Below are 13,994 nucleotides of genomic sequence, written 5' to 3' on the forward strand. Positions count from 1 at the left end.
GGAACACACTCCTAGCCACTCTCACAACATTAAAATAATTTACACACTCGTTCGAAGGATTTTATTATGACAACATATCAACGCGAAACAGACACACTCTCTACTCTTTGCCAAACACAAGGCAGCGCATGGAAAGCTATTAACCCTGAATACGCAAGCCGTATGCGTTTACAAAACCGTTTTCGTACAGGGATTGAAATTGCGCAATACACAGCAGACGTAATGCGTGAAGATATGGCTGCATATGACGCCGACACAAGCCAGTACACGCAATCTTTAGGCTGTTGGCATGGCTTTACTGCCCAACAAATGATGATGGCTATTAAGCGCCATCAAAAAACAACTAAACGCAGCTATGTATACTTAAGTGGCTGGATGGTTGCAGCGCTCCGCTCTGCATTTGGTCCGCTGCCAGATCAAAGCATGCATGAAAAAACATCGGTACCTGCGCTAATTGAAGAAATTTACACGTTTTTAAAGCAAGCTGATGCACGTGAACTAGACCACTTGTTTAACGACCTAGATGAAGCAAAAGCGAACGGCGGCGATGTTCAAGCTGTTATTGATAAAATAGACAACTTTGAAACCCATGTTGTGCCAATTATTGCTGATATTGACGCAGGTTTTGGTAACGAAGAAGCAACTTACTTACTGGCTAAAAAAATGATTGAAGCCGGTGCGTGTGCCATTCAAATAGAAAATCAAGTATCTGACGCCAAACAATGTGGTCACCAAGCGGGTAAAGTGACCGTTCCACACGAAGATTTTTTAGCAAAAATTAACGCAGTACGTTACGCCTTTTTAGAGCTAGGTATTGATAACGGTATTATTGTGGCACGTACAGATTCATTGGGTGCCAGCCTTACGCAAAAGGTACCTGTGTCGCAAACACCAGGAGACTTAGCAAGCCAATACAATGCATTTTTAGAAACCACGCCCATTAACGGTGTTGATGACTTAAATGAAGGCGACACGGCAATGAAAATTAATGGCCAGTTATGTAAACCAACTCGCCTAGATAACGGTTTATACCAGTTCCGCGAAGGCACTGAAAAAGACCGCGTAGTATTAGACTGTATTACTAGCTTGCAGTCGGGCGCTGATTTACTGTGGATTGAAACAGAAAAACCACATGTTAAACAAATTGCAGAACTGGTGAATCGTGTAAAAGAACACGTGCCAAATGCAAAACTGGTATACAACAACTCGCCTTCGTTTAACTGGACGCTTAAGTTTCGTGAGCAAGTGTATCAAGAGTGGGAAGAAGCAGGCCGTGACCTTAGTGCTTACCCAAGCCTTGGCGATAATAAAGGCCTTATGGCACCAGAAATGGATGCAACAGAGCTTGCACAATCAGCCGATTTACTAGTGCAAAACTTCCAGCGCGATGGCGCACGTGAAGCAGGTATTTTCCATCACTTAATTACTCTGCCTACGTACCATACGGCTGCGCTAAGCACTGATATTTTATCAGAAGGTTACTTTGGCGATATGGGTATGCTGGCTTACGTGCGTGATGTACAACGCCAAGAAATTCGCCGCGAGCAAGCTTCTGTTAAGCACCAAGACCTAGCAGGGTCTAACATGGGCGATACACACAAAGAATACTTCTCTGGTGATAACGCGCTAAAAGCCGGTGGTGAAGACAACACCATGAACCAGTTTTAATTCCTAACTAGATAGTGTTACTCAAGGGCCGATAGGCCCTTTTTTATTGTTTTAATTAAAGTTAGAACATTGAAGCATAATTACAGATCAGACTTTAACTAGGGCGTGTTGATCTTTGTGGATTGAAATTTGTTCAAACTAGGGGCGATTAAATCGCGGCGCGAGGTTTGTAACCTAGTGGGCTAAGTAAAAACCGAGCAACAAAGAGTTTATCGTCCCTAGAAAGAACCCAAAGGGCAGCGCATGTTTGGTATTTATGCTACGTTATCGCCTATTCATGGGGAATAACCACACTACATAAGCTCCGCCTTGCCTAAAAACCAAACATACTGCTGCAAATTAACCCACCAAAGTTCAACACGCCCTTGCCAAATCATGTTGGATCACTATTTAACTACCTGAGTGAATTTACAGATCAGAGTTTAACTAACCTTTCATAAAACGGCATATTTGGGGTGATTTTGCTGTAAAAAGCGTTTACAACAACTTTAAAAGGCTGATAAGTGACTGATTTTTGCTTAAATAGGCAAACGAAGATAATTTATAAACCGATTTTTTACTAACTTCTCGTTGCTATAAAACAAAATTTTACTAACTGAGAGGTTATAAACAGTGACTCAAACCGATTTTTTACCAACTCAAGTTACAAAAAATGCTATAAACCGAAATTTTACTAACTGAAGTTTTAGCTAAGTCCGATATTTAACTGTCACAGAAGTGTAAAGGGGGTTTACAGTTTGAATACTACGGCGATAAATACAAAAGCCACTTATTTAAAGTGGCTTTTATTTGAGCTATAAATGTTATACAAATTTTAGGTTATTTAGTGTGTTTATCAAACCACCATTGAATATAAGCAACTTTGGTCATTAAGTTTGATGGGCGAGCTGTAATACCATGCGATGCATCAGGAATTCGCACCATTGCAGTATCAACACCTTGTAACTTTAATGCCTGATAAAACTGTTCAGTTTCTGAAATTGGTGTACGGTAGTCAGATTCCCCAGTGAGCAACATAGTAGGAGTTTTAACGTTTCCAACATAGCTAATAGGCGAGCGTTTCATGTAATGCTCAATGTGATCCCATGGTTTCCCTGGAAACCAGTAATCAGCAAAAAACGGGTAAAAATCGGCAGTTAGTACAAAGCTGATCCAATTAATAACCGGTTTGGCAACTACAGCCGCAGCAAAACGATCGGTATGACCCACAATCCAAGCTGTTAGCACGCCGCCGCCAGAACCACCGGTCACAAACAATTTAGACTCGTCAATAAAGCCTTTCGCTATTAGCGCATCAACGCCCGTCATTAAGTCGTCAAAATCGTTACTAGGGTAATTATGATGAATAGTTTGTGCAAACTCTTTACCATAGGAATCACTACCACGTGGGTTCATGTATAAAACGACATTACCTTTGGCTGCAAAAAGTTGAATTTCAGCGCTAAAGTGCGGGCCATAATTAGCGACAGGGCCGCCGTGAATTTCTAGTATTAGCGGGTATTTTTTGCTGCTATCAAATTCTGGTGGGTAAGCAACCCAACCTTGAATAGGTAACTCATCGTGACTTGATTTAACCCAAATTTCTTCCACTTTAGCCAAAGCTTTGTCGCCCAGTGCATCTGCATTAAGGGTAGTTAAACGCTGCGCTTTACCGCGTTTAATTGTTGCTATATCAGCAGGGCGCTGAGTATCGGCAAGGGTAAAGGCTACTTCGCCATCTTCGCTTACATCAAAGTCGCCACCAGAATAAGGGCGCCCAAAGGCAACGCTGCCAATTTGGGTTGTTATTATTTTACGCTTGCCACTGCGTGGTTGATAGGCGAGGGCGGTTTGACCTTTATCGGCGTAACTAAAGTACACACCTTTTGAATTGGCACTCCATTTTATTTGACCTACGCTTCTATCAAAATTTGGCGTTAAGCTAGTTGTGTTACCTGTTTTTAAATCACGAATGTAAAGTTGAGCATTTTCGTAGTTAGTGCGTTTATCATCGTAACCTGTGTACGCTAAGTAACGACCATCGGGCGATACTTTAGGCTGCTCATCAGGACCATTTCGATCAGTAATTTCAGTTATATTTTGCGAGGCCAAATCGAGTTTATAAATTTCACTATTTGTGGGTTTTAGTTGGTTGTTTGTGTGCCTGTTCGCAGAAAAATAAAGTGATTTACCGTCTTTACTAAAACTTACATCGCCCGCGTTATCAAATTCATCATCAGTGAGTTGTTTAGCATTACCTCCGTTAGCATCTATGGAAAATAATTGGCTAAAACCTTTTTGTGTGTAACCGCCACCATCTGAACGGTAATACACATCATCAATAAATTTGGCGGGCTTTGCCCAGGTTGCGCCTTTTGGTTTACCTGGTAAGCTCACTGGCGCTGAATTAGCGCTTGGGACAAACATGCTAAATATTAATTGGTTAGAATCAGGGCTCCATGTAATCGAACGTGGACTACTCGTTAAGTTACTAATTTTTGCCATAGCACCTGTTTTAAGCCATTTAATATATATTTGGCTGCTGCCATCGCGGGTTGATATAAACGCAAGGCGTTGACCATCAGGAGAGAGTACTGGCGAATAATCCATATGTACGCCAGAGGTTAGCGGCTGCATTTGTTTGGTTTTGTAATCAACAGACCAAATATTACCCACTTTGCGATCTGTTTTTATATCCATTCGGTTACGCACAAAATAAACAGTTTTACCGTCTTCGGTTATATCTATTTGATTAGCATATTCTAAATTAAACACGTCTTGCAGTTGTAGTGTATTTGTTTCAGCGTAGGCTAAATTGCTACAACCTAAAATGAGGCTAAGTGTTAAAAGCTTTTTCATTTTTATCCCTGTTGTTACTTTTTTTAATTTGCTAAGTAGTTATATGTTAGGGATTATTAAATTAACAGTAGGATGCGATGAAGCTCTTATTTAAATCTATGAGTTAAAGCTGTAAAGGGGGTTTACAGCTTCTATTTGTGGTTGTGTAAAAGTGTTTAGTTAGCTGAGTTACACAGGGCTTTTATGTCTTTTATAAGCGCTATGCCATCAGCGTTGTCGCCATGTACGCATAAGCTATGGGCGTTGAGCGTTAGTTTTTTTCCAGTTTGTGTTGTCACGCTGCCATCGGATAAAAGCTGAGTTACTTGTTTTAGTAATGCAGCTTTGTTGTGAACGCTACCCTCAAGTGTTCGTGACACTAAATGCCCGTCGTCGGTGTACTGCCTATCGGCAAATGCCTCAAGTATTAGATCAACTCCTGAATCTTTAGCTATTTGAATGTGCTTATTGGCATTTTTAGTCGCTAAAATCATTAGCTTTAAATCTATTGGGTAGCTGGCGATTGCATTTATAACGGTTTGTAATATTTGATCATTTGCCATCATGTCGTTATAAAGTGCGCCGTGGGGTTTTACATAGCTAAGTGTTAAACCTTGTACTTTTGCCATCCCCTCAATAACGGCTATTTGATAGTGCAGGCAATTTGTAAGCTCTTTTTCGCTAAGTACCATTGAGCGTCTACCAAAGCCCTGCTTGTCTGGGTAGCTTGGGTGAGCACCAATTTGTACGTTATGTTGTTTGGCAAGTACAAGAGTGTTTGCCATTACGTCGGCATCACCTGCATGGAACCCACACGCAATATTAGCCATATCAATATGTGGCATAACGTCATCGTCTAGCCCCATTTTCCATGCGCCAAAGCTTTCGCCTAAATCACAATTGAGCTTCATATTAGTGCGCCTTTTGCGGTTTTATTGTGACAGGTAATACGCCGTTAGCAGTTGCTTCGCCTAGTAACACTTTTGCAAGTGCGGTAAAAGCAGGACCAGATACAATATCGTTTTTATCTATATCAATATTATATGCGTAGGATGCAAGTACAGCATTTGCATAATTACCAAATTTAGCAATGTCGTAAGGGGCTCTTAGGCTTATAAAAACAGTGCTTTTGTTTTTCTCTTTTGCCATATTTAATAATGACTCAAGTGCTTTTGGCTGCTCCGCATTATTAAGTGCAAAATTTGAATCATCTTTTAAATCATCCATACCGCCAATTTCGACCGCACTTTGATTAGGTGTTGCATTACCGGCGATAACTACATCAGCAGCGTGTATTTGTGTTTTAGCTTGTGCCGGATTAAACCCTTGTAAACTACTACAACTATAGTTAAGTTTTTGCTGGCTGATAGCTTCAATCGCTTGCTGCATTGCCATACATTTACGCGTGTCGGGCATAATAATATGAACATTACTTCCTGCTTTTAAATTAAGCGGCAAAGTACTGTTATTATTTTTAACCTGCGTTATTGCCTCTACAGCAAGCTGCGCTTCTATTTCTCGATGTGCTGCACTGCCAATTGTTTGCTTTGCATTTATGAGCGCGGTAATAGGGTCAAAATTAGTGCTTAATCTAAATTTATTTTTAAGCGTAATTATTCGCTGTGCAGATTGTGCTATTTCTTGCTCATCAAGTTGTTTTGATTTAACCGCTGCAATAAGCTCTTTAATAAGGTCATCGAGTTTGTTTAAGTCATCGGGTGTTCTAATTTCAACGGGCATTAGGGCAATGTCAGCCCCAGCTGAAAATGTATTTATTACCGCTTGAGTTGGTGTAAAAAAGTTACTAATACCAGCCATATCAAGCGCATCAGTTACTACAACTCCTTGGTAATTAAGCTCGCCACGTAAAATATCAGTAATGATTGCGCGCGACATTGTTGCTGGTTTTACCATAGTTTTGCCATTAACACTTATAAACGTTGTGCTATCAAGCGCTGGGTATTGAATATGCGCCGTCATTATCATACCTGGGTTTTGCTTGGCGATAATGTGTTTAAACGGTGCTAGGTCTTGCTCGTAAATAACTTCTTTTGCATGGTTTACTTTAGGCAAGCCTGTATGGCTATCTACGTTTGTATCGCCGTGACCCGGAAAGTGCTTTAACGAGGTAATCACGCCATTGCTTTCAAATCCTGCAACCTGTGCGGCGCCCAATTTACTCACTAATGCTGGGTTTTCACCAAACGAACGAACGTTAATAACAGGGTTATCGGGGTTCATGTTTACATCAACCGTGGGCGCGTAGTTTACATTTATACCCAGCGAATTTAGCTCTTTAGCTATTACTGTTGCTGTTGCTGTCGCAAAGCTTGTACCGTGTTTTTTGTAGGTTGCGCCAATCGACATATTACCGGTAAATGAGGTGGCAACATCGCGTGGTAAACGCGCTACACGTCCGCCTTCTTGATCTATTGATATAAATAGCGGCAGCTTACTACTGGATTTACTTGCAGCTGTTTGCAATTGGCTATTAAGCGTAATTGTTTGCTCTATCGATTGAGTGTTTTCAGAAAATAAAATTACCCCACCAATATCGTATTTTGCAATAGCGGTAGCGAGCTCATTAGGTAACTCGGTCATTGGAGTTCGGCATTTATTACTTACTCCTTGCTGGCAGAAGTAACGAAAGTCAAGTATTAGCTTTTGCCCAAGTTTTTGTTCAAGAGAAAGCACGGGTTTAGCAAGCGAGGATTGTAATGGCATTAAGCACCCAGATAAAAAAACGATAGACGATACAATACACTTATTTAGCAAAACACACTCCAAAGCTAAAAAGTAGATAAGTGTAAGCAGCTTAACTACTTTTTGAGGTAACTGCAAAAGAAGGATTTTTGGCAGAGGAACCAATAACATATTGTAAAAGTTAAAGAAAATTTATAATTTTGCTATTAGCGAAAAGTTATATTTAGTTATATTTTTTGTGACTTTGTTAATATTAGATAATAAATTTTCAAGAGGGTATAACTGCGGGCTTTATATACAATTATAGGTTCGGGTACTGAATACCTGTACTTAGGATGGCATACGTTTGCGAAAAAAATTATTAACGGCCTTAAATCTTCGATTTCTTATTTTGCTTTTAGCGATTACGGCTTCTATTAGTACTTTAGTAAGTAGCTTTTATTCTACCTACCAAGTACAAAAAGAGCAGTTAACAGCTTACACGCTAAAAAGTAACTATGCTTATGCCAATAAACTGGCATCAGCAACAGATAATTTTTTAGAATCCGCAATGCAACAACTGGCCTATTCAGCTAAAAAAATAGAGCAAAGAGTTGATGATGAAGATTTATTAAACCAAGAAGCGACCCGCTTACACTTACAAACGAATAGCTTTAACTCGGTTGTAATTAATAAGCATAGTGTTGTTGTCGCAACCTCTCCTAAATTTCCGCAACTTATTGGTGAATCAATCCACTCACCTGGCGCTGTACAAGCGCTACAAGAAAAAAGACCATTAATCAGCGCGCCTTATATGTCGGCTGCTGGGAACTTTATTGTTTTTATTTCTCATCCTTTGTTTGATCAAAGTGGAGATTACCTTGGTTATATTGGTGGCTCTCTTTATCTAAAGGAGCGTAATATTTTAAATAGCTTATTAGAGCAGCATTATTATGAGGGTGGAACATATATTTATGTGGTCGACGCCAGTAGGCGAATTCTCTATCACCCAGATCAGGCACTAATAGGGACAGTCGTCACAAATAATTCCATCACTAATAATATGATTACAGGCCAAAGCGGTACTTCTATTGTTAAAAATAGCCAAGAGATAGAAATGCTAGCAGGCTTTTCCTCCGTGCCTAAAGCAAAATGGGTAATTGTCGCTCAGCGCCCTGTAAGAGCAACGCTTTCGTCACTTGATTTACTCATAACTGAAGTAATAAAACGTACATTACCGATGGCTGTTATTACGTTTCTTTTAATAGGTTTTTTTGCTCACTTAATTTCTAGACCTTTAAAACAACTAGCAGACAAAGCAAATACACTTGACGATCCAACAAGTATTGAAGAGCTAAAAAGTGTTAAATCTTGGTACTTTGAAAGCCAAAGACTAAAAATTGCAATGCTCAATGGAGTTAATACTTTGCAAATGCAGATAGGTCAGCTTCGTCATGATGCGCAAACAGATCCCCTAACTGATACTCATAACCGTAGGAGTTTAAACGGTTTATTAAACCAGTTGATGTTTAAGCAAACTCCATTTGCTATTTTAGAGATAGACATCGATTTCTTTAAGCGAGTTAACGATACCTTTGGCCATGATAAAGGAGATGAAGCTCTTAAATCGCTTACTGATATTATCAAAAAATTATCTCGAAAAGACGATATCGTAGCACGTATAGGAGGTGAAGAATTTGTACTTGTCTTGCCTAATGAAAACAGCCAAAGTGCGCTCAAAATAGCAGAGCGACTACTTAAAACTGTTGAGGCTACAAATATGGAAACTATCGGCTTTATAACAATTTCTATTGGGATTGCAACTTGGCCTGAGCACAGTAACGACATAGACCAAGTTTACAAGTGTGCTGACAAAGCACTTTACCATGCAAAAGAACATGGCCGTAATCAGTGCATTGTTGCTGATTAAAAGTGTGTTTCGATAGGTGAATAGTTAATTGCAATTTCTACATTGGTCACTGATTTATAGCTGTTTAGAGCACTAGACAATCCTGCAATATCAACATCCTTTTCAACAAGTAATGTGTAATTGTGAGCTGTTGACTTGACTAATTCATAATTATTTTTTAACTCATCAGGCACAGAATCGGTATTTAGTGTAATGGTAAGAGTACCTGTTACTACACCTTTTTGTTTTAAGTTCTGATTATAAATAACGTCGCCTTTAAATAACTGCTCAGAGTTAAAGATAAGTTTATCACCAGATGAATTTATGCTTTTAGATGCATTTTTAACAACACCTTGACTACTTTCTTTTTTAGGGAAAATAATGTCACTTTTCTGGTTCTTAGATGGTTCTTTTATAATGATCTCTGCTGTTTTAGGTTGTACCTGAGAGTTGTTAACCTCTGTTTTTTCACTGTTATTACATGCAGATAGTAATAAAGCTGCGATTATTGGCACTGCACTTGTAAAAATTATTTTTTGCATTCGTTTACCTTTGTTTACTTTTCTTTAAATTTAAAGCTATTCAGCCTTATTCAAGTCTGTATATTAACAACTTAACTAGATATTTACATAAAACAATCAATTTAAAAACATTAAGTATTTAAACATAATAAATACAAACAGGTGGATACATGTCTCAATTCAAATTAACAACTATTGCCATGGTTGTAACATCTACATTAGCAGCAGGTGAACTAACGGCCGCTGAACAAACTCGATTTTATGATGTAAGTGCAACAAATTCAGTTACTCAGGGCGCTTCTTTAGCTGCCGTTCAGCAGAAAACCTTAGCCGAACGCGCCACTGTGTCGGGTCAAAAATCTATTTACGATGCACAAATGGGTAAAGCAACATTTTTATGGCAAGCAATAGGTCAGCGTAAGCCTGACATGGCTTTAATCGCAGCTGATAACCGTAATCAATATGCTGCTGACTTTTATATTGAAACTTTAACAGGTATTAGTAATCGTAAAGCAACAGCATCTTCTGCTGTTATGGTTGATTTATCAGAGCAAAAACGCGGTTCTATTAGTGCAAAATACAAACAACAAGTAAACGGTGTTGAAGTTTTTAACCGCGAATACAACTTGTTAATGGATAAAGAGTACAACTTAGTAGCAAGCTCGGGTTATTTTGCTGATACGTCGTCATCTAAAAATAAACTTGCTGCGTTAACTGGTTTTGTAAGCTCTGAGCAAAGCATAAGAAAAGCATTTAGTGAATTAGCAAATATTGATGTCTCACTTCGTAAAATTGGTAACGAAGGTGGATATGCAAAATATGAGGCTAAATCATTAGATGATTCTAAGATTGTTTTAGGTACACCACGTGCAAAAGAAGTGTTTTTTGAAGTTGCAGGCGAGCTTAAATCAGCTTACTACATTGAAGTAGAAGTAGCAGAAGTTGGCTCTTTAGAAAGTGACTACTTTAGCTACGTAGTAGATTCAAATAACAGCAAAGTATATTTTGCGAAAGATTTGAAATCTCATGCAGCTGACTTTAATTACCGTGTTTACGCAAACCAAGATGGCTACCCAATGGAAAGCCCGCACGGTGACGTAATTCCTGCAGATGGCCCAGGACAAGTAGACGAGACTGAGATTTTAGATGCGCCAATGGTATCTCTATCTTACTACAGCAAACTAAGCACAATGGACCCATGGTTAGCTGATGACGCAACAACAACATCAGGTAATAACGTATTTGCTTACGCAGATGTGGTTGCACCTCAAGACTTTAGTGAAGGTGACTTTACTGCTGAAACAACAGCAGACTTCACATTTGACTACCCTTATCAAGTAGATGAAGTCGCAAATAGCTACGCAAACCGTAAAGCGGCTATTGTTAACTTGTTTTACATGAATAACTTTTTACATGATTTTTTCTATGACCATGGCTTTGATGAAACGTCAAATGTAGCGCAGGTATCTAACTTTGGTCGTGGCGGCGTAGAAGGTGACCCGATTGAAGCACAGGCTCAAGATAACTCAGGTCGTAATAACGCAAATATGTCTACGCCAGCTGATGGTGCTAGTCCACGTATGCAAATGTACTTGTACAACAGTAAAGATGCCACTGTTGGTGTAGATTTTGGTATTACAGTAACTTCACATGATTCTTTAGGTCTTTTAGCTTCAACAAAAGAATCGGGCTTTGGTAAATACCAATTCAGTGACGTGGCTGCAGAAGTTGTTCGTTTAGATGATGGAAATACAGTAGATTCAACAAGTGTAAATGATGGTTGTGAGCCTGCTATAAATGCAGCTGAACTAGCAGGAAAAATTGCAATTGTAGACCGTGGTTCATGTGCTTTTACAGTTAAAGTAAAAAATGCACAAGATGCAGGCGCAATAGCAACTATCGTTGTTAATAATGACCCAGATACGGCAGAACCGGCACCAATGGGCGGTGAAGACGATACTGTAACCATTCCAAATATGGGTTTAAATTACGCTGATGGTCATGCAATGTATGACCTAATTGATGTTCGTGAAGTTGTTACTGTAAACATGTTTACAAAAGCAACATTAAAAGATGGTACGTTTGATAATGGTATTATTGCTCATGAATGGGGTCACTATATTAGTAACCGCTTAGTCGGTAATTCATCAGGCCTTATTAACTTCCAAGGCCGCGCAATGGGCGAAGGCTGGGGCGATTTCCACTCATTAATGTTTATCGCTAAAGAAAGCGATATAAATATTACAGGTAACGATAAGTTCCAAAAAGCATATGGTAGCGGCACATTTGTAGAAGACTTCTACTTCGGTATTCGTCGTCTTCCTTATTCAACTGATACAGATGTAAATGCATTGTCGTTCCGCCATATTACTGAAAATGCTGGTGCTGATATTGGTATATCACCAACAAGCGTGGCTTCTCCTCATGCTGCCGGCGAAATTTGGGCAACTGTATTATGGGAAAACTATGTAGCGCTTATTAACGAGCATGGCTTTAATGAAGCACAAACTCGAATGGCAGATTACTTAGTTGCAGGTTACAAATTAACACCTATTGCACCAACCTACACTGAAGCACGTGATGCTATTTTAGCTGCTGCCTATGCAGTAGACCCTGCTGATTACAAATTAATGGTAGGTGCATTTGCTAAACGTGGTATGGGTCTTGGCGCAGTATCGCCAGATCGTTTCAGTAATGACCTTACTGGTGTGGTTGAATCAGATAAAACACAGCTTTCTAGCTATGCATTTGCAAGTGCTGACTTAAACAACATGTACAATGGTACAGAGCTTGGTTTTTGTACTAACGACAATATTTTAGATAAAGGCGAAACGAGTACGGTTAGCGTAACAATTACTAACCGTGGTAGTGAAGTACTTAGTGGTACAACAGCACAGCTGACTGTTATAAGCGATCACGATGTAACATTTGAAAATGATGGTTTACTTACTTTTGGTGAAGTTCAACCGTACGAAGCAATAACAAGTAACGATATCAAAGTTACTTTGAACGAAGCGGGTACAGCTGAAACACTAGAAATTGAAGTCACATTTCCTGAAATTGAAACAGACGATGATATTGTTGAAGCGCTTGATCAAACACTCACGTTTGAAGTAAATATGGGCTTTAAATCAGAAATGCCTGTTGGAGCTGTAGCTTCAGATGATATGGAAGTAGCAAGTTCATCACTATTAGATTTAAAAGAAAACGTAATGTTTGGTGGTGACTTAGCTGTTGGCACTCAGGTAATGGATAATAGTAGTAATATTGCCTTCTTTGAACAAGGTGGGTTTGGGCTAGGCACACAGGCAATGCGCCTTGTAAATAATGGTTTCCAATCAGATGTAGCAGTAGAGAGTAAGTCATTCGAAGTTGGTTACTCAGGCGACTTTGAAATCTCATTTTGGCATTTCTATAGTATTGAGCAAAACTGGGATGGTGGTGTTGTAGAAGTTAGTGTTAATGGCGGTGACTGGGTTGATGCTACTGAAATTGGCGGCACATTTGATGTTGGCTATGACGCTGTTCTAATCGAAAATGATTCGCAAGAACTTCAAGAACGTGAAACTTTTACAGGTAATAACGTACAAGATAGTGGCGCGTATGGTAATTATGAAACTATCAACTTTGGTGATGCTCTAAACGGCAACTTAGTAAAAGTGCGCTTTAGAATCTCATCAGATGGCGCAGTTGATGATTTAGGTTGGTGGATTGATAACCTAACTATGTCTAACGTTTTATCTCCTGTATTTTCAGAGCTTGTAGCGGGTGATTCACTAGCATGTGATAACGCAGCCCCACTTGTTTTAGTCGAAAGTGCATCGGCGGAAATTACTGAATCTGCTACAGGAACAATTACAGCAACAGCTACAGATCGCAATGGTCAAACACTAACTTATGCTTGGACTCAGGTTAGCGGTAGTGCTGCTACGCTCACTGGTACTGACACTGAAACTTTAAGCTTCACACCTGCAGCTATTACTGCAGATGAAGAGCTTGTTTTTGAAGTTGCCGTAAGTGATGGTGTAACAACTGTGACTCAACAAAGTACTGTAATGGTAAAAAATGAAGCGGTAGCAACAGTGCCTGTAACTGAATCAAAATCTAGCGGTGGTGGTAGTTTTGGCTTTATAGCTTTATTACTTACTCCATTAGTATGGTTTAATAGACGCCGTAAAAACGTAAGTAAATAAGTTTAAATAACATCCCGTCATCTCTAAATACATGACGGTTTTAATGAAAGGCCAGTAGCGTTTGCATCTGGCCTTTTTTATGCACTTAGTTTGATTTTTTTAGTCCTGAGCACAGTAACGACATAGACCAAGTTTACAAATGTGCTGACAAAGCACTTTACCATGCAAAAGAACATGGCCGTAATCAGTGCATTGTTGCTGATA

The 13,994-nt window shown here is 39.4% G+C and carries 7 protein-coding genes; 3 read left to right on the forward strand and 4 right to left on the reverse strand.

Annotated elements, in window-relative coordinates:
* Nucleotides 1–66 precede the first annotated feature (66 nt).
* On the forward strand, nt 67–1,668 hold the full coding sequence (locus tag H5116_RS08555) for an isocitrate lyase (RefSeq protein ID WP_182715951.1): 1,602 nt from the start codon (nt 67–69) through the stop codon (nt 1,666–1,668).
* 819 nt (nt 1,669–2,487) lie between these two features.
* Here the strand turns inward: H5116_RS08555 and H5116_RS08560 are convergent.
* The 3 genes from H5116_RS08560 to H5116_RS08570 form a co-directional block, all read right to left on the reverse strand.
* Nucleotides 2,488–4,506: a S9 family peptidase gene (locus tag H5116_RS08560; RefSeq protein WP_182715952.1), complete on the reverse strand. Its 2,019-nt coding sequence runs from the start codon at nt 4,504–4,506 to the stop codon at nt 2,488–2,490.
* Between the two features lie 155 nt (nt 4,507–4,661).
* A complete protein-coding gene (locus tag H5116_RS08565; protein ID WP_182715953.1) occupies nt 4,662–5,396 on the reverse strand; it encodes a 5-oxoprolinase subunit PxpA in 735 nt (244 codons plus the stop codon).
* A gap of 1 nt (nt 5,397) precedes the next feature.
* Nucleotides 5,398–7,209 (reverse strand): glycoside hydrolase family 3 protein, encoded by a 1,812-nt coding sequence (locus tag H5116_RS08570; RefSeq protein WP_182715954.1) that lies wholly within the window; start codon nt 7,207–7,209, stop codon nt 5,398–5,400.
* A 370-nt stretch (nt 7,210–7,579) separates the two neighbouring features.
* Here H5116_RS08570 and H5116_RS08575 point away from each other — a divergent pair, with 370 nt between their 5' ends.
* Nucleotides 7,580–9,097 (forward strand): sensor domain-containing diguanylate cyclase, encoded by a 1,518-nt coding sequence (locus H5116_RS08575; RefSeq protein WP_182715983.1) that lies wholly within the window; start codon nt 7,580–7,582, stop codon nt 9,095–9,097.
* Here the strand turns inward: H5116_RS08575 and H5116_RS08580 are convergent.
* Nucleotides 9,094–9,618, reverse strand: coding sequence for a hypothetical protein (locus H5116_RS08580; RefSeq protein WP_182715955.1), 525 nt, complete (start codon nt 9,616–9,618; stop codon nt 9,094–9,096). The two genes, H5116_RS08575 and H5116_RS08580, sit on opposite strands and share 4 nt — an antisense overlap.
* 149 nt (nt 9,619–9,767) lie before the next feature.
* Here H5116_RS08580 and H5116_RS08585 point away from each other — a divergent pair, with 149 nt between their 5' ends.
* Entirely contained in the window at nt 9,768–13,790 is a 4,023-nt protein-coding gene (locus H5116_RS08585) for a rhombosortase-dependent M36 family metallopeptidase (protein ID WP_182715956.1), read from the forward strand.
* Nucleotides 13,791–13,994: the final 204 nt, after the last annotated feature.

The sequence above is a fragment of the Pseudoalteromonas sp. SG45-2 genome, from assembly GCF_014164115.1.
GTDB classification, from domain to species: Bacteria; Pseudomonadota; Gammaproteobacteria; order Enterobacterales; family Alteromonadaceae; genus Pseudoalteromonas; species Pseudoalteromonas distincta.